The organism is Bifidobacterium gallicum DSM 20093 = LMG 11596, assembly GCF_000741205.1.
GTDB lineage: Bacteria > Actinomycetota > Actinomycetes > Actinomycetales > Bifidobacteriaceae > Bifidobacterium > Bifidobacterium gallicum.
Genome location: NZ_JGYW01000009.1, coordinates 32,718 through 51,008 on the forward strand (window position 1 = coordinate 32,718; position 18,291 = coordinate 51,008).

General features: G+C 56.6%; 14 protein-coding genes. 5 read left to right on the top strand and 9 right to left on the bottom strand.

Translation table 11 applies throughout. The features are described from left to right. Positions 1-59: 59 nt before the first annotated feature. From BGLCM_RS06835 to BGLCM_RS06865, 7 genes are all read right to left on the bottom strand, one after another. Positions 60-911 (bottom strand): tyrosine-protein phosphatase, encoded by an 852-nt coding sequence (locus tag BGLCM_RS06835; protein WP_006294564.1) that lies wholly within the window; start codon positions 909-911, stop codon positions 60-62. Between the two features lie 244 nt (positions 912-1,155). After that, positions 1,156-1,350, bottom strand: coding sequence for a hypothetical protein (locus BGLCM_RS06840; protein WP_148401555.1), 195 nt, complete (start codon positions 1,348-1,350; stop codon positions 1,156-1,158). A gap of 220 nt (positions 1,351-1,570) precedes the next feature. Continuing rightward, complete coding sequence (locus BGLCM_RS06845) at positions 1,571-1,795, bottom strand: hypothetical protein (protein ID WP_006294562.1); 225 nt, start codon at positions 1,793-1,795, stop codon at positions 1,571-1,573. A 138-nt stretch (positions 1,796-1,933) separates the two neighbouring features. After that, positions 1,934-4,015: an ABC transporter ATP-binding protein gene (locus tag BGLCM_RS06850; RefSeq protein WP_006294561.1), complete on the bottom strand. Its 2,082-nt coding sequence runs from the start codon at positions 4,013-4,015 to the stop codon at positions 1,934-1,936. Further along, positions 4,015-6,090 carry an ABC transporter ATP-binding protein gene (locus tag BGLCM_RS06855; protein WP_006294560.1) on the bottom strand — a complete coding sequence of 692 codons (2,076 nt, stop codon included), beginning with the start codon at positions 6,088-6,090 and terminating at the stop codon, positions 4,015-4,017. The genes BGLCM_RS06850 and BGLCM_RS06855 overlap by 1 nt, the downstream gene beginning before the upstream one ends. A gap of 110 nt (positions 6,091-6,200) precedes the next feature. Next, positions 6,201-6,791: a MarR family winged helix-turn-helix transcriptional regulator gene (locus tag BGLCM_RS06860; protein ID WP_052295088.1), complete on the bottom strand. Its 591-nt coding sequence runs from the start codon at positions 6,789-6,791 to the stop codon at positions 6,201-6,203. Positions 6,792-7,334: 543 nt separating this feature from the next. Beyond that, complete coding sequence (locus tag BGLCM_RS06865) at positions 7,335-7,883, bottom strand: NADPH-dependent FMN reductase (protein WP_006294556.1); 549 nt, start codon at positions 7,881-7,883, stop codon at positions 7,335-7,337. Positions 7,884-8,071: 188 nt separating this feature from the next. Between BGLCM_RS06865 and BGLCM_RS06870 the strand changes: the two genes are divergently transcribed. Further along, positions 8,072-8,434 (top strand): hypothetical protein, encoded by a 363-nt coding sequence (locus BGLCM_RS06870; protein WP_044085205.1) that lies wholly within the window; start codon positions 8,072-8,074, stop codon positions 8,432-8,434. 181 nt (positions 8,435-8,615) lie between these two features. On the opposite strand, the gene BGLCM_RS06875 is transcribed toward BGLCM_RS06870, so the two are convergent. Together BGLCM_RS06875 and BGLCM_RS06880 are read right to left on the bottom strand one after the other, a co-directional pair. Then, entirely contained in the window at positions 8,616-9,896 is a 1,281-nt protein-coding gene (locus BGLCM_RS06875) for a glutamate-cysteine ligase family protein (protein ID WP_044085206.1), read from the bottom strand. Between the two features lie 362 nt (positions 9,897-10,258). After that, entirely contained in the window at positions 10,259-15,001 is a 4,743-nt protein-coding gene (locus BGLCM_RS06880) for an acyl-CoA dehydratase activase-related protein (protein ID WP_044085231.1), read from the bottom strand. Between the two features lie 524 nt (positions 15,002-15,525). Between BGLCM_RS06880 and BGLCM_RS06885 the strand changes: the two genes are divergently transcribed. The 4 genes from BGLCM_RS06885 to BGLCM_RS06900 all read left to right on the top strand — a co-directional run bounded on the left by BGLCM_RS06885 (position 15,526) and on the right by BGLCM_RS06900 (position 18,230). Further along, positions 15,526-16,083 carry a hypothetical protein gene (locus BGLCM_RS06885; protein ID WP_006294551.1) on the top strand — a complete coding sequence of 186 codons (558 nt, stop codon included), beginning with the start codon at positions 15,526-15,528 and terminating at the stop codon, positions 16,081-16,083. Between the two features lie 107 nt (positions 16,084-16,190). Beyond that, complete coding sequence (locus tag BGLCM_RS06890) at positions 16,191-16,691, top strand: hypothetical protein (protein WP_006294550.1); 501 nt, start codon at positions 16,191-16,193, stop codon at positions 16,689-16,691. A 503-nt stretch (positions 16,692-17,194) separates the two neighbouring features. Further along, positions 17,195-17,731 (top strand): hypothetical protein, encoded by a 537-nt coding sequence (locus BGLCM_RS06895; RefSeq protein WP_044085207.1) that lies wholly within the window; start codon positions 17,195-17,197, stop codon positions 17,729-17,731. A 100-nt stretch (positions 17,732-17,831) separates the two neighbouring features. Next, positions 17,832-18,230: a PIN domain-containing protein gene (locus BGLCM_RS06900; protein ID WP_006294548.1), complete on the top strand. Its 399-nt coding sequence runs from the start codon at positions 17,832-17,834 to the stop codon at positions 18,228-18,230. Positions 18,231-18,291: the final 61 nt, after the last annotated feature.

Sequence of the window (18,291 nt, forward strand, 5' to 3'; positions counted from 1 at the left end):
GCCTGTGCACCTGTGGCCCACTCGGCATTAAACCCTGTCCGCACCGCTATCGTCTCGCCTTATTGCAAGTAGGTCGCCCTTAAGAACGCGATATCATCATCGGTGACACCCAATTGCTGCTGGGCATAGCCCAACAGGCCACCATACTGGTTGGCTTGCTGCATCATAGCGTCAAAATACGCGGGAGCGGCCACAAGGAATTGCGTGATGTCGGCTTCAACGTCCATCGGCATCACTTTGTCGACCATCTTGACCAATCTTGGCGTTTCCGTGTTCATATACAGGTTGGTTTGCAGATACTCGTCACGAATCGTCTGCTCGTCGACACCCAATACGGCCAGAATGAGTGCCGCGGCAATACCGGTACGGTCTTTGCCTTGCGTGCAATGGAACAGGTAAGACCCCGGACGGTCCACGAGCAGGCGCAGCCACTCGCTCCAGCAGGCGATGCCTTGTTTGGAGACGAGCAAATCGGTGTACATATGGCAGATGAACGTGCCTGGATGCGCGATGACCCCGTTGAGTTGGGCGCCAAGTTCGCTCATTTCCTTGAATGAAGGCAGCTCGTAAATGTTCCAGGTTGACAGCAACCGGTCAGGTTCGGCCTCACGTTCCTGCTTCGTGCGCAAATCCACGACGTTTTGCACGCCAATTTCACGCAATGCGAGCAAATCCTGGTCACTCGCATGATGCAAGTTCGCCGATCGCAGCAGCATGCCAGGTTTAACGTGATGCCCATCAGCAGTAGCGATGCCGCCCAAATCACGGCAGTTGGCAATATGGTCGAAGTCCAGATGCTTGGACATCACACGATACTGGCCATTGCCAATCGCGTTGAACGTGTCTGCGGAAAGGCCGTCTTTGGCTTGCTGCGCTGTGGCATTGGGCGTTATGGGTTCATGGTCGGTCACTATGGGTCACTCCTTGCATCACTTGGGTTCGCCGAATATGTAAAGGTTTGAGGGCGGCAATCCCTCGCCTATGGGCACGGGACAGATTCACATAGGAACAGGGCCGCGCTTGCCGGATGTTGACACAGCTCATATTTCATGCTGTGCCCATGCCGGCCTGCACGGCCCTGCTCATGTGCAATCTCACGTTGGCAATGGAGCTAGGTTGTAGCTCGTATGCGATTGCCAAACGCCAGTCGGCTGGTCAGCCGATGAACGATACGTCGTCGGTCCACTCCTGTTCGAGTGTTTCCGCTTCGGTCAGCTTGTCTTCAAGCTTCTTCTCGGACTCTGTCGGCTTGTCGGAAGGGGCTTTGCCTTTGCCTTCCGTTTCCTCAACGAGCTGCTCGAGTTCGTCCGTGGTCTTCTTGTCCATGTTGTCAAGATCTTCGTTTGCCATGATCATGCTTCTTTCCAATGGCATGTTCCGTTTCCCAAACACTTTGGGAAACTGATATTCGCCAGCTCACCGGCCGGCAGCGCATCACAAGCCTCGCCTATCTTCCGGCAAGACCGCAATGGTAGTGCAATCCCCGAAAAACGGCGGTCATGCCATTTTCCGGGGAATTGACGTGGTCAGTCACCACCAAGGCAGCGACTGGAGTTGAGCGCGTGAAGGCTCAGTGGGTCTGATGAGTCTCCTCATGCTCGGCAACCAGGTGCTTGTCACCCTGCTCAGCGTGAGCGGTCTCCCAGCCTTCCTTGGCGCCCTTGACCTTGGCTTTGAGCTCTTCACCAGCGGACTGGAAAGAATCGCGAGCGGCAGCGACGCGCTCCTCGATCTTCTCGAAGCCTTCCTTGAGCTCTTCCTTCTTGGCTGCGGATTCCTTGTTCGGATCAGACATGATTGCCTCTTTCCTTATTCCATACGGATTGCATTGATTCCATTACAACATGCCCGCTCTGATTGTTCCCTGAGAGGAACGGGAACAAAAGCCAGAACTTTTCACCATGTCATCTGGGCACTCGGGGGCGCGCCGCGCTTACTCGAGTTCTACCGAACCCGTGTAGAGCTGGTAGTACTCGCCCTTTTGGGCAATGAGTTCATCATGCGAACCGCGCTCAATGATGTTGCCATGGTCAAGCACCATGATCACATCCGAATTGCGCACAGTCGACAAGCGGTGCGCGATCACGAACACGGTACGACCTTTCATCAGGTTATCCATGCCCTGCTGCACCACGGCTTCCGTACGCGTATCAATCGAACTTGTCGCTTCATCGAGAATCAGCGCAGGCGGGTCAGCCACGGCGGCACGCGCAATCGAAATCAACTGGCGTTGGCCTTGTGACAAGCCCGAACCGTCACCCGATAGCACCGTGTTATAGCCTTCTGGCAGCATGCGGATGAATGAATCGGCGTTCGTCAGCTTGGCCGCCGCGATGCATTCCTCATCAGTGGCATCCAGCTTGCCGTAACGGATATTGTCCATCACGGTGCCCGTGAACAGGTTCACATCCTGCAGCACAATGCCCAGTGAACGGCGCAAATCAGGCTTGCGGATGCCCTTGACGGCAATGCCGTCATAGAGAATCATGCCCTGCTGGATGTCGTAGAACCGGTTGATCAGGTTCGTGATTGTCGTCTTGCCGGCACCCGTGGCGCCCACGAGCGCGATCTTTTGGCCGGGCTTGGCGAACCAGGTGATGTCGTGCAACACGACCTTGTTCGGCGTGTATCCGAACACCACATCGGTGAATCGCACGTCGCCACGCAGCAACGTCAACCTGCCGTCAGGCGACGTGATGGCTTGCTCACGCGCCTTGCGCGCCACTTCAGCGGCCTTCGGGCTGAGTTTCTTGGCGGCTTCGATCGAACGCTGACCATTGTCGGACGCTTCACGCTTCCACGCCCAGTGTCCGGTCACACGGTCCGTTTCGGTCATCGTGCGACCGTCTTCGGCCAGTTCCACGTTGACGAGCGTGACGGTGCCTTCGTCAGTTTCCGGCTCAGCATCCATCAGCGCGAAAATGCGCGAGGCGCCGGCCAAAGCCATCATGACCATGTTGAACTGCTGCGAGACCTGGCCGATTGGGTTGACGAACGAACGCGACAAGGTCAGCAGTGAAATGATCGTGCCGATCGAGAACGTGGCGAAGCCGCCCAAACCGAAGTTCACCCAGCCGTTGATGCCCGCCAGGCCGCCGAAAATGGCCGACAACACATAGAGCAGGTAGCCGAGGTTACCCACCACAGGCATTGTCACGTTGCCATACGTGTTGGCTTTGGCCGACGCCGCGTACAGCTGGTCGTTACGCTCGTCGAACTCGGCTTGCATCGCGTCCTCATGGTTGAACACCTTCACGACCTTCTGGCCGTTCACAGCTTCCTCAACGAACGCATTCACACGGCCCAGCTCCTGCTGTTGGCGCACAAAGTAGCGTCCCGAACGGCTCACGAGGTACCGGATGATCACCACAAGACCGGCTGTGAACACGAGCACGAACAGCGTGTAGGGCACGCTGAGCCACAGCATCGCGATCAGGGCGGCCAACGCCGAAATCGCCGAGCTGAACATCTGCGGGAACGACTGGCTGATTGCCTGGCGCAATGTGTCCGTATCGTTCGTGTACCGGCTCATGATGTCGCCATGTTCATGCGTGTCGAAGTAGCTGATCGGCAACGTCTGCATGTGGGTGAACATGTCGTCACGCACAGCTTTCAACGTGCCCTGCTCAATGCCGACGAGCAGGAACGAGAACAGCCACTGGCAGAGCGTGCCCACGGCGTACAGGCACGCCATCAGCACGAGGATCTGCACGAGCGGCGTCCAGTTGGGATCCTTGACACCCACAATCGGCAGAATGTACTGGTCAATCAACGTCTGCAAGAACAGTGCCGACGCAGCCTGCGCGGCCGCCGACGCGATAATGCACACGACCACAATGAACACGCGGAACTTGTAGCGCATGATGTATTTGAACAGGCGTTTCGTCGTGCCCTTCGCGGCTTTCTGCGGGCCGCGTGGCATCTTCAACTCGGGTTCTGTGCCCGGCTTGCGCGCGTCGTCGTTGAGTACGACGTCGTCGCTGACTTCCGTCATCGCTGCGGTTGCTGCGCTCATCAGGCTTCACCTCCTTGACGTTCGTCAGACGCATCATCAGTGGCGGCATCACCTTGGGCCGTCTCATTACGCATGGTGCGTTCATGGATTTCGTCATAGTCACACGGCACGAGCGGCGTGTTCGGCAGGTCGTTGGACCCGCGTTTGTCGGCCATGAGCTGCGCTTGGGCCGTCACCTCGTCCTCCAGCAGCGTCACGGCTTGCGCACTACCCTGCTGTTCGGCCTCGTCAAGCTTGCTTTGCAAGATATTGACTTCTCGCTGCTCGGCTTCGGTTTCCTGCTCGTGGTAATCGTTCGCCTCACTATCAAGGTCTTGCGCGGCATGCTGTTGGGTCTGCGACTCGTAAATGCTGCGGTATTCGTCGCATGTCTTGAGCAGTTCATCATGCGTACCCTTATCCAAGATGCGACCCTCATGCATCACAATGATCATGTCGGATTCCTCCACGGAAGCCAACCGCTGCGCGATGATGATCTTCGTCGTGTCGGGAATCTCATGCATGAACGCGTTGCGGATCGACTTGTCGGTCTTCGTATCCACAGCGCTTGTCGAATCGTCAAGGATCAGGATCTTCGGACGTTTGAGCAATGCGCGTGCGATGCACAGACGCTGGCGCTGGCCGCCAGAAACGTTGGTGCCGCCCTGTTCAATGAACGTGTCGTACTTGTCAGGGAATTCCTCGATGAAACCGTCAGCACATGCCAGTTCGCAGGCGTGGCGCAGTTCTTCATCAGTGGCGCTTGGGTTGCCCCAGCGCAGGTTTTCGGCGATCGTGCCGGCAAACAGCACATTCTTTTGCAGTACCATGGCGACTTCGTCACGCAGCGCCTCAAGCTCGTACTGCCTCGTGTCGAGACCACCAACTTTGAGGCTACCGGCTGTTACGTCGTATAGTCGAGGAATCAATTGAACAAGGCTCGACTTAGCCGAACCGGTGCCGCCAACGATGCCCACGGTCATACCCGAGCGGATCGAAAGATTGATGTCGTCAAGCACGGGCTTCTCGGACGTGTCGGAATAACGGAACGAAACATGGTCGAACTCGATCGAACCATCCTTGACGGCAGTGACGGGAGAATCCTGCTCGGTGACGGTCGAAACCTCATTCATGACCTCGCAGATACGGCTGGCGGACGCGCGCGAGATGATGACCATGACGAAAATCATCGACAACATCATCATCGCCATCATGATCTGCAGAGCATACGTCGTCAATGCTGTCAAATCGCCGGTCGTCAAACCGATGGCCGGATTGTTGCCCGACGCGATGATTTCTTTGGCGCCAAACCAAGCGATCAAAATCATCGACACATACATGCACAGTGAGAACAACGGATTGTTCAAACTCAGCATCTTCTCGGCCTTCGTGAAGTCCTTGTAGATGCGCATCGAAATGCGGCCGAACTTGCGGTCCTCATACTGTTCGCGAGTGAACGACTTGACGACGCGCACACCCTGCAAATTCTCGTCGACGACGTTGTTGAGCTCGTCGTACGTGTGGAACACGCGCTCGAAAATCGGGTGGACGAGAGCGGCCATGCCGACCAAGCCGATGCCGAGTACAGGAATGCAGGCGAGGAACACCATCGAAATGCTCGGGCTGATGTTGAACGAGAAAATCCACGCTACAATCAGCATGACAGGAGCGCGCATGCCGATGCGGATCAGCATCTGGTAAGCGTTCTGCACGTTCGTGACGTCAGTCGTCAAACGCGTGATGATCGAACCCGTGGAGAACCGGTCGATGTTCGTGAAGCTGAAGCCTTGCACTTTCTCAAACAGGTCGTGACGCAAATTGCGTGCGAAACCCGACGAGCCGATGGCTGCGAACTTGCCGGAAAGGAAGCCGCAGGTCAGTGAAATGGCGGCCAGCACAATCAGGATGCCACCATACTGCCAGACCACATTCATCTTGCCGGGCGTGATGCCGTGATCAATCAAACCGGCGATGACGGTCGGAATCACAATCTCAATGACGCCTTCGAAAATGACAAAGAACGGGGACAGCAAACTCGCTCGCTTGTACTGGCGCAACGACTTGAGCAGCGTGGCGATGACGTGCTTAGGTTCCATATGAGGCTGTGCGGGGCGCTGTGCAGCCGGCTGCCTGGACGACTGACCGGCGGGAGGACCGGACGGCGATGCGGATGAGCGCGACGCGGGTGCTGATTTGACAGCTGCGGTCATGAACGTATTCCTTTCTGTGAATCGGGGGTTGATTGGACGTTGGAAAGTTTGTCAAGTGTGTTGGGACGTGTTGAAGAATCTGGAGGCGGCGGACCGGGAGAAGATTGGGTTGTGCAGGCAGGCCTTGAACTGGTGCCATCACGCAGCAGATTGCTGTTGGTGAGATTGTCTTTCATGCGTTGCAAGTCGTCGTGGATGCGCTTGCGGTCGGCCGGGTTGAAGCCTTGCAGCATCACCTGTTCCATGCGCGCCGCGTTGTCTTCGAGTTGTTCGCCGATGGCACGGGCCTTATCAGTGAGCACGATTTTGCGCAAGCGAGCGTCATGCTCGACGCTGCGGCGTTCAATGAAGCCTTTCTTTTCCATCAGCGTGAGCACGCGCGAATCGGTCGAACGCGTGATTGAAAACACGCGGTCGAGCTCGTGCTGGTAGACGTCATGGTCCTGGTTATGTAGCAGATAAATGATCAGCTGAATGTTCGGGGCACTCAAGCGCTGCACCTCGTCGGGCATCATGGCATTGAGCGTGCGCACAATGAGGTTGTGCAACGAGCGGATATCCATGCCCAAATGCCATGTGTCACACATGGTGCCTCCCTATGCTCTCCCTATTCGGTGTGCGCTGCCGCGCTGCCTCATCCCGTTATGCGCCGTATCTGTTGGACCTTGCTGGAACCGGTGATCCTGCTGGATCCGGTGACCCTGCTGGACCCGGTGATCTTGCTGGAACCGGCGGAACCGGCAGATCCGGCGATGCCGACGAACCCGCAAATCCGATGGAACTCGCGAACCCGCAGCATTACTGCGTGCGCCTTCTCTCTTGCGCGTAACGGTTGTGCATTCTATGAACAACAACATACAACAGTTGCATGTTGCAACAATTATGTTGCGCGGTGGGCTGCAAACTGCAACGAAACGCCGAAAACCCACCAATACCCCCGTTTTGGGCCGGGTGTTGATGGGTTTGGCAGAGTATGCGGGACTACGCAGGGCTACGCAGGACCACATACATAAGAAAGCCGCCGCTCCACATGGAACGGCGGCTTTACGCAACAAACCGCGCTCAGGCGATTTGTTGAGTGGCTACTTCCGCGGTAAGAATGGGAAGAGTGGGAAGCATGGAGAATAGACTCACTTCTGCTCGTTCATCTCGATGAACTTCAGGAAATCGGTGGCCTGCATGCGCACAGCTTCCACATCAGCCTCGTCGAAGACCCAGTCGCCCGTCTTGAATGCCTCTTCAGGAACGGACAGACCAACCTCGACCGGGAACACGCGCATGCCGTTGTCCTCGAGCAAATCGCCGAGCTGGATACGGCCGAAGATGCCCTTGAAACCGCCGACGCCCGTGATGGCGACAGGCTTCTGGTTGATGGCTTCCTGACGGGTACCCGTGGTCAGCCAGTCGAACAGGTTCTTCACAGCAACCGGAATGTTGTGCTTGTATTCTGAGATGAAGACCCACACGGCGTCAGCGTTCTTGAACTTGTCGAGGATGGCCAGAGCGGCGTCGGGATCAGGGAAGTTCTCATCTTCGTTGAGCAGCGGCAGATCCTTGTAATCCACCTCGATGATTTCAGCGCGGTCGCCGAGCGCTTCGATGGCCTTGCGAGCCAGCTTCGACTCGAACGAATCGCCATCCAGCGAGCTTTCCACAAATGCAATGTTTGGTGTTGCCATGATTGACCTCCAAATAAGACCACTTCCGCACCTTGCCGTATTCGGGCGCCGTATAGCGGTCCGTGAGCTTACGAGTGAAGTGGATAAGTGAACAGTGTTATTGAGTCCATATTCGAACACCACCCACACTGCCGACCCATCAAATTGCCGCCGGTGAAAGAAAACCTCTAGAATGCCACAGCGCTGGCGTGAATGACCTAGAAACCATGTCGTTGCGCCGCACGCATAGCTTCAGCAATTTCTCAGCATTTCTCAATCAATGGTATTGCACAGCCGCTGTTCGGGGGCATCTGGAGGCAATCTGTACGCTCCCCCAGCTTGCTGCACTCTCGCTCCGCATCAACTTCACCACCTTCACCCAGCATTTTCCAAGCTACTACCATGCACCTTTACCGACACGCAGAAAGGATATGCAGGCACCTCAGGAAAACAATGGCGGAGGTAAGGATTTCAAAGCAAATTACCTCATGCTCGTTTACCACCTTTTGGTAAGCAAAAAGCCACACTCTACGCTGTCGCGAGATGCGCCAATGAAGTTTGGCAATACGTAGCCCTTGCTGTTCGTAGTTTTTGAGCTACTAACCATACCTGTGGTCAAAGTCATTGATCTGACAGGCATCCGAGATGCATCATCGCATACACACAAAAGGCCCCGGCCGCTCAACCTCGCGACCGGGACGATTGCTCCTATGGTATTCGCACGTTCACAGATTCACATGCCCATTCGCACGCTCACTTCTGGAACACATCCGGATACTTCGCATCCCCCGGCACTGCAGCCAGTGTGCCGCCGGCTTCGGTCACGCCGAGCAGATCCGCCCATTCGTCAAGGCTGCGGTCGTAGGGCCGCGCATTGCCGCCGCGCGCTTGCAGCGTAGCTTTGGCTTCGAACACATCTTCCTCACGCAGACCGTCGAGCAGCGCCACGAGGCGTTCGCGCCTGGCCTCGTCATAGAACATGCCGCCCACAATCTGCGTGAGCCGTTCAGCGCGCTCCACCGGCAACGAATCCCAGTGGCGGATTTCAATGAAGTTTTTCAAGCGCACATCGTTGAAATGCGTCGACAAAATATGGTTGATCTCATAGTCGTTGAGTTCACGGTCGGGATACACGTCGCCCGCATTCTGGTGGAACGCCGCATATTCGAGTTCCCCGTCCGCTTCCGGGGTATGCGTCAGGTCCGCAAACATCAGCGGCGTGCACAGCACATCGTTCGCATAGGTTTCCCAGTCAAAACGCGGGTCATACAATCCTGGCGACACGTTCGTGCGCTGGAAGTCCAGGTAATCCCACATGCGTTGGCGCATGAGCGGCCATGGGTTCTCCGCGCCTTCAAAATAAGGCGAGTTGCGGAACATCCACGACAAAATCGGCGCCACGGCCGTGGCCAGCCGCATCTTGATAATCGAATCACGCTCATCCACGTAGTCAAGGCTGACTTGCGTGGACGACGACGCGCGCATCATCGCAGGCCCGAACTGCCCCACACGGCCCAGGTATTCGGTCATCGCCGCATAGCGTGGCTTCGGGTTCACGGGAATGTCAAGCGCCCGCGACACGGGTTGATATCCGTAATTGACCATGCGGAATCCCAGTTCCTCCGCAATTGGATCCAGTTCTTCGCGGAACTCACGATACAGCGGCGTCAGTTCCGCCGGCTCGTTCAGCACACCGATTGACGTTTCCAACTGTCCGCCAGGTTCGAGCGTCACGGACACACGGTCACGGCCCAGCCCCACGAGCTGCCCATCATCCGTGCGCACCTCTTTGGCTGCGTCATAGTAAGGCCGCAACCGTTCAAGCAGCGCTTGCACGCCGCGTTCTTCAAAGTAGGTCACAGCAGTATCGTCGGCATTATGCACGGGCAGATGCTCGATTTCCACGCCGAATCCTCCCGTGCCGCGCTGCGTGCAGCCGCGTTCAAAAAACGCAAGCAAGCTGGCCATATGTTTGGGATTGGGTTTGGCAAGCATATGGGCATACGATGGCAGCGGTGGCAGAGGTCGTGACATGGCTGGTTCCTTTCCTCACCTTCACATGAATTTTCCCACTAGCGTATGTACTACGTTCGACGGCACCAATAGTTAGACAATTGCACTATTCGTGTGCAAAATTATTGGACACTCCCACAACGACAAGCCCGCCCGAAACCCCTCCGATCCACCATTTCCGCTTTAGCCGTCCCATCTGCAGGACCACGCATGAGCACGCCCTATCTCAGGAGACTCACGTCAGTCCCCCATTACGCCGGTAGGCTGACGCATTTGCGTCAGCCTACCGCCATTATTTACGCGAACTTCCGCACTCTCCGCATCACACTGAGCCTGCAGGTTCGCGCACCACTCCCCGGGCGCCCGTTTACTTGCCTGTCCGTTTACTTGCTCGCGCGCTCCTTGTGTGCCTTCTTCGCGGCCGCAATCATGAGCTTGATGCGGTTAAGCTGGTTGGCTTCCGACGCGCCCGGATCGTAATCGATCGACACGATGTTGGCTTGCGGATGCAAACGGCGGATTTTGCCGAACATGCCGCGTCCCGTCACATGGTTGGGCAGGCATGCGAACGGCTGCGCGCAAATCACGTTCGGGCAGCCTGATTCGATGAGTTCAAGGATTTCGGCTGTCAGCAGCCATCCCTCACCGGCCTGCACGCCGATTGACGTCACCTCAGCCGCCTTGCGCACGAGCTCTTCCATCGGCATATCGTTCGTGAACTTGCCGTTCGACGTGTCAATCGCCTTGCGGATCGGCCCCATATACAGGTCGATGGCCTTGCGCATCGCCGCATAGAGCGTGGGGTTGCCGCCCGTGCCGAGATGTTCCTCATTCCAGTCGCGAATATATGGTCGCGTCGTCATGAATTCCACGATGCCTGGCACCACGGCTTCACAATCCTGCGATTCGATCACGTCGACCACATGGTTGTTGGCGTCCGGCTGGTACTTGACGAGAATCTCGCCGACCACGCCCACGCGCACCTTGCGTGGCACATCCTTGAGCGGCAGCGAGTCGAAACTGCGCACGATTGCTTTGGCGAGTTTGGCATAGGGCAGGTAGCCGATGCCGTACACGCGTTTGGCCGTGGCCGAGTATCCGTGATGCTCGAGTGTTTCGCGCACGATCGTGTTCCAGCGTTCATACAGCCGGTTGGCCGCTCCTGGTGTCTGCTCGTAGGGCCGCACGCGGTACAGGCACTTCATCAGCAAGTCGCCGAGAATCAGTGATTTGGCCACGCGGTGCAGCAACGGCACGGTTGGCATGAATCCCGGGTTATCTTCCAACCCTTGAGTCGAGATGGCCAGCACGGGAATCTGCGGGTACCCGGCATCGATCAGCGCCTTGCGGATCAGGCCGAAGTAGTTCGTGGCTCGGCACATGCCGCCCGTTTGTGTAATCACAAGCGCTGTGGTATCGGGATCGTACTTGCCGCTTTCAATGGCCGCGATTAGCTGGCCGACGACCATGATCGCCGGATAACACGCGTCATTGTTGACGTATTTGAGTCCCGTTTCCACGTCCGAATGTTCGGCGACGCGCAGCACGTCCATTTTGTATCCGCTCGCGCGCACTGCCGACTCGACGAACTCGAAGTGGATCGGGCTCATCTGCGGCGCCACAATCGTGTGCGTCTTCTTCATGCCCTTTTCAAACTTCGCGCGCTTCGCATAGTTCGACAGCGTCGCCTGGTTGCGTTTCTTCGGTTTCGCAGCATTCTTGCGCTGTCCCATCACGGCATCGAGCATGGCTTGCCGTCCGGCTGTTGGAGCCTGTGTGCCCGTCTTGCGGAACTGCATCTCGGTTTGCGTCGGTTCTTGTTGTATTTCCGTGGCGACTTCGCCGGTGGCGTTCCCACCTGTCGCAGGTGCGGAAATCATACTGGAACCACCAGCGTTACGCTCGCGTTCCTCCACAGCGGCCTTGAGCGAACGCAACCGAATTTTTGCGGCGCCAAGGTTCGACACTTCGTCAATCTTGAGCAGTGTATAAACGTCGGCCTTGTCGGCGAGAATTTCAGCGACCTGGTCGGTCGTGATTGCGTCGAGGCCGCAGCCGAACGAGTTGAGTTGCACCATTTCCAAACCTGGGTAGGACGCCACGAAATTGGCGGCCGTGTACAAGCGCGAATGGTAAGCCCACTGGTTCGTGACGCGCAGTGGCATCTTCGTGAGCGTACGGTCACCCACGTGGCGGAAGCCCGCGGAATCCTTGACGCGAGGGTCGGCCTCCCCTTCGGCAAGGAATGCCGAAAGATTGAGCTTGTCCGACGGGTCGAGACCGCAGATCGAGTCTTCCGACAACACCACCATGCCAAGGCTGCAGATTGTTTCAGGAATACCGTGGTTGACTTCCGGATCGACGTGGTAGGGGCGACCGGCCAGCACGATGCCGCGGCAGTCGTGTTCCTTCATGTAAGCCAGCGCACGCAAGCCTTCCATTTGCACGTCGTGTTTGAACACTTTGTCTTCAGCGTAAGCGGCGTCGACGGCCGCTTGTGCTTCTTCGAGCGTGACGTTGGCCCAGCTGAACTCGTCAACGATACGTTGGGCCATGAGCTCATGGTTGGCGAGGTTGAAGTAGGGGCGCATGTAACGCACGGACTCGTCACGCAACTCAGGCATGTTGGCGCCGATGACGACCGGATAATTGGCCACAACCGGGCAGTTGTAGTGGTTGTCGTCGTGGTCGACGAGATGTTCCTCGTAGCTCACGCACGGGTAGAAAATCGTGGTGATGCCTTTGTTGAGCAACCATTTGACGTGGCCGTGCACGAGTTTGGCCGGATAACAAATGTTTTCGGAGGCGATGGATTCAATACCCGTTTCGAACAGTTCATGGCTGGAACGGCCCGACACCACGACTTTGAAACCGAGGTTGGTCAGCAGCGTGAACCAGAACGGGTAGTTCTCGTACATATTGAGCACGCGTGGGATGCCGATTTCGCCGCGCGTGGCTTTTTTGTCGGTCAGACGGCGGTAGGCGAACGCGCGCTTGTATTTGTAATCAAACAGGTTGGGCCGGTCGCTGCGCTTACGTTTGGCGTCGCCGCCGCGTTCGCAACGGTTGCCCGTGACGTAACGTGAACCGTCCTGGAACGTCGTGATTGTGAGTTTGCAATGGTTTTGGCACAGTTTGCAAATGTCACGTTCTGAACTCATTGACAGGGTATCGAGTTCTTCACCATGCACGAGGTTTGATGCCGTGTGTTCCACAACTTCACCCGTGGCCGGATCAGTGATCGTGATGCGGCGTTCGTTGACGGCATCATGATCGACGCCTTGCGAATCGGTGTCGTCGGCCACATCGTCGTAGTGCATGCGGGCTGTGAGGGCTGCACCATACGCACCCATGAGGCCCGCGATGTTCGGGCGTGTGACGTTGCGTTCAGTCAATAGTTCGAAAGCGCGCAACACGGCGTCGTTGAGGAACGTGCCGCCTTGCACGACGACCGTGTCGCCGAGTTCGCCCGAGTCGCGCAGTTTGATGACTTTGTAGAGCGCGTTGCGCACGACTGAATAGCATAGGCCTGCAGCGATGTCTTCAATCGATGCGCCTTCTTTTTGCGCTTGTTTGACCGACGAGTTCATGAACACGGTGCAGCGTGAACCCAAGTCCACGGGATGCGTGGAGTTCAACGCGGCTTGCGTGAATTCCTCAATCGTCAAACCCATCGATAACGCGAAAGTTTGCAGGAATGAACCGCAGCCCGACGAGCAGGCTTCGTTGACGGCAATCGAGTCAATGACGCCATCGTTGACGGCCAGGTATTTCATGTCTTGTCCGCCGATGTCGATGACGGCGGTGACGCCGGGGCTGACCATTTCAGCACCGCGATAATGCGCCATGGTTTCCACAACGCCTTCGTCCAAATGCAAGCCGGTTGTGATCAGACCTTCCCCGTAGCCTGTGGCGCAGGAGCGTGCGATCCAAGCAGTGTCGGGCAGTTCGTTTTGGATGTGGCGCACAATGTCAACAGCCGCGGTCAATGGCGAGCCGTCATTGGTTGCGTAACTGGACCAGACAATTTCACGGTCGTCATTAACGAGCGTGGCTTTGATTGTGGTCGAGCCGGCGTCAATGCCAAGGAAATGCGGACCTGTAGCACCTTCAAGCGTGTTGACATGCACATGTTCACGATGATGCCGTTCGTCGAATGCCGCACGGTCCTGAGGCGTGGGGAACAGTGGCGGCATCGTTTGCGTGTTGATCGGCTGGGCGCTCACGTCGTCCAGCTTGGCGATAATCTGCTCGATTGGTTGCGTTTCGAAATGCTGGCCTTCTTCAAGCATGTCGGGGTCGCCCACAATCAGCGCGGCGCCATAGGCGACGTACAGATGCGCGTCGGTCGGCGTCACGAACTCATCCACTTTGCCGTCGAGCGCACGGTGGAACGCTTCGCGCAGTTCCGACATGAAGAACAACGGGCCACCCAGGAACACGACGGTGCCATGGATCGGACGTCCTGAAGCCAAGCCAGCGATGGTCTGCGTGGCGACGGCCGTGAAAATCGAAGCGGCCAAATCAGGTTTGGCAGCGCCGTCGTTGATCAGTGGCTGCAAATCGGTTTTGGCGAACACACCGCATCGGGATGCGATCGGATAGAGCGTGTTGTATTGCTTGGCCATGTCATTAAGGCCTGCCGCATCGGTGTCAAGCAGCGTGCTCATCTGGTCGATGAACGCACCCGTGCCACCTGCGCATGAACCGTTCATGCGCTGTTCAGGCGTGGGCTTCAAATACGTGATTTTTGCGTCTTCACCGCCAAGCTCAATGATCACGTCGGCTTGCGGATATTCCACATCAATCGCACAGGTTTCAGCCATGACTTCCTGCACGAACGGCACATGCAACGAATCAGCCAGCGCCAAACCGCCCGACCCAGTGATTGCCAAGCGCACGGGTTCGTTGCCCTTGCCGAGTTCTTGCAACCGCTGCTGAATGTCCACGAGCAATCCTTGCATCGTGGCGCGCACGTTCGCATGATGGCGGCGATAATCGCTGAATAGTGTGGAGTCCAACGCGTCGGATTCGTCCAACACCACGGCTTTGACCGTGGTTGAACCGATGTCAAGACCAATACGGATGCCGGGGTGTGCGCTGGGTTGACCGGCTGCCACTTGCACCTGTGCTAGCGGCTGTTCACTCTGGCCGCTTGGTTCTGCCGGTGACATAGTCGTCTGTGCCATGTTGCTGACCACGCGCTGCACTCCTCTTCCCTCTTCACCCCCGCAAACTTCCGATTCGCATCGGGCAGGGTACTGAAAGAACCACTTTACTGGATATAGCGCCCAACACAAGACCTTATATCACCGTGCAATGGCGATAAATGTCACTATTTGAAGCACAACATGAGGGTATGGGGGTGACATGTCGCGAGCAGCGAAATGCGTTGTTTCTATTCGAATCGCGCATCTGACCCACGGTTGGAGGGTATAACAGCAATGGCAACCATTTGGCGCTTCCTTGAGATGTTTGACATGCCGCGCATTCATGGACCATGCACCCAACCTCCAGCAAATTCCAACATTCGCAATCGTATAGTGCCAACAACGGTGCATGACAGCGGGGGGGCTGCCATGCACCGCTCTTCCCGCCGAGCCCTCTCCCCCGTTCATATGAGGTTGGGCGGGAACAAGGAAAGGAAGCTATGGCTGTGGTGACATTCACTGAAGCTGATTACACGCGTTTTCGCGCCATGCTGCGCTTCTTTGTGCAGCAGGCGGATGCCGATGAACAACAAGGACACGTGGACCAACCCGCCGTGTATCCCGATGACAACGGTGAGTTTTGCAAGCATTACGATGTGCAGCCCGACCTGTTCATGTATCCGGGCAACCTCAACTATGGCGTGCATCTGAGCTTGCGCGGCAAGTTCGGCACGTCAGCTTCCACATACATGAACATTTGGGACACGTGGATTGTGATTGAACCAGTCTTCACGGGTGAAGGCAAAGACCGTCGCGTCACGGCCTTGCGTACCGGGTTGAAAGCAGATGCCGGATTCGCAACCACAGAAGAATTGCCGTCGCCTGACGAATTGACGTTCACGTTGGACCAACTTGATTTGAACGGCGCGATGGAACAACTGCCGAACGAGCACGTCAAGCAGATGCTTGACCTTGACTGGCAGCTATTGCGACTGCATTTGCAGCACAAGATTGAACGGCGCAAAGAAGAGCAGCTGAACGAAGCCGACCGTTTCTAACAGCTTCTACCAGCACATCACTCGTATGCCGCCGCCATATGTGAGGGGGCGGCATGGAACACCGGCACGACAAGCCGGCATCAGAAAAATAAAGGAAAGGAACCCCCATGGCACAGGACAAGCCCACCACCGAAGATTACGGACGTTTCCGCGAGATGCTCGCGTTCTTCACCACCCAAGCAGACAAGAACGCGGATCTGGGTCGTGTGGAGCAGCCGGCCGACGACGCGAAGGAACTGCTGCAAGTGGAGCAGGCCAACGCTGAATTCTTCAAGCATTACGGCATCAAACGCGAACTCGTGAAGTATCCGAACGAGATGAACTACCACATCACGTTCGGCACTGACGAGCATTTCGGCACGCCGGAAAGCACGTATCTGAACGTGGCCGATACGCGCGTCATGCTGGTTCCTTCTTTTGAAAACGGCCATATCACGGGCTTCCAGTCCACGATTGTGGCGGAAAACGGCGATAAGCCGGCCACGTCGCGTTACGCCACCGTGCATGACCTCAAGCTTGACGCCGAGGGTGAGCCGGACGCAGCGCTCAAAGAACTGTTCGACCATCAGGAAGAGCTGCTGGCCACCGTGCGCGAGCTGCAGGCCTGAACCGAGCCATATCCGCTAAATCAAAGCGTTTTTTCGAGTAAGGCGCCGCAGGGCGCTGCCGGCGATCTGGAACACCGGTACACAACATCCCACAAGTCTCCCCTCTTGTGGGATGTTTTTATGCGCCGTAAGGGGTGGAAGATCTGGGATGCAGGCGAAGTGGGCTGCGAGGACTGGGACCGGTGCTCTGACACGATGCTATGCAGGGTGCGCCGTCAGCGAATGTCGTGAACATGGTCAGGATTCCCCCAACCGGGCGTTCCTCGTCAAACGCCATGAGGCAGTAGGGATTATTCCCGCGTCGATACCCTCGTGAGAGCTGTGCGCAATTGGACAAATACCCTCGATGCATGGTTCTTTGGGCGGGCTTTCAGCACACTTTGAACATCGCGGATTTGACTCGTAATCAACAGGTTCGGCAATCTACCGGGCCCTAGGACATGATTGAACCGGCATCCAGCCGGCAACGCCGCTCGATGCGACGCAGGAAAGGATTGGCAGACATGGCATTCGCAACACCAACTGCAACTGATTACGAGAACTTCCGCACACTGCTGGCATTCTTCGTCAAGCAGGCCGATTTCAACGAGCGCATGGATCACGTTGATGGCCCGAACAGCAACGACACGGTGCAGGCCGACATTGATGCCGCTCACGCCGAGTTCTTCAAGCGTTATGGCATCAGTGAAGACATCATCCACTACCCGAACGGTCTGGAATACCACATCCTGTTCGGCACCGACACGTTCAGCGAACCTGAAGAGAACGTTGCCCAGGGCACTGCCACCACCACCGAGATCGACATTCCTCAGACCCCGATCGCTCTGACTCCGTCGTTCGACGACAACAAGCAGATCACGGCGTTCACCTCGCAGATTGTTGAAGAGGACCAGCGCACGGGCGACTTCAAGGACATTGATCCATTCACCGCAACCGTTGCCGACCTTGACCTCGAAGGCAAGGGCGAGCCGACCGAAGCTCTGAAGAGCCTGCTGGACCACCAGGAGAAGCTGTTCGAGACCTGGAAGGCCAACCACTGATTGTGAAGTTGTTTGGTCAATATGACTGAATAACGCTTCTACCCATCGCAGGTGCCCCGATTCCTTGCATACAGGAGTCGCACCTGCGTATTGCAGACCAATGTTCACGGTATTTCAGCACTGGCTTCAGGTAAGACATATTCATGACGAATGCATGGAGCTGCTGCGCACCTGCGTGAACAGTGATGTTGAAATGATGATCGCCGTGTCCTCACTGAAAGACACTTATTACATTCTCGCGAAACGATACGGAGAGAGTTTTGCGCGACAGACCGTCGCCGAGTTGCTTGATTTATTTGATGCGCAACCACTACTCGTTGCCTATGCGCGCACAGCGGCTGTCAGTAATGAATCCGACTTTGAAGATGGTCTCGTACGCGCTCTGGCAGAATCATTGCGCTGTGATGCGATTGTGACCCGAGACGCAACAGCTTTCCAGAACTCTGCCATTGCTCACTGTGCTCCGCTAGCTTTTGTAGAGCATCTGAACAATTTATGACGATCGACACAAGATGCAATACACGTGATTCCCGAGTCTCCACTGGAGATGAGGGCAGACG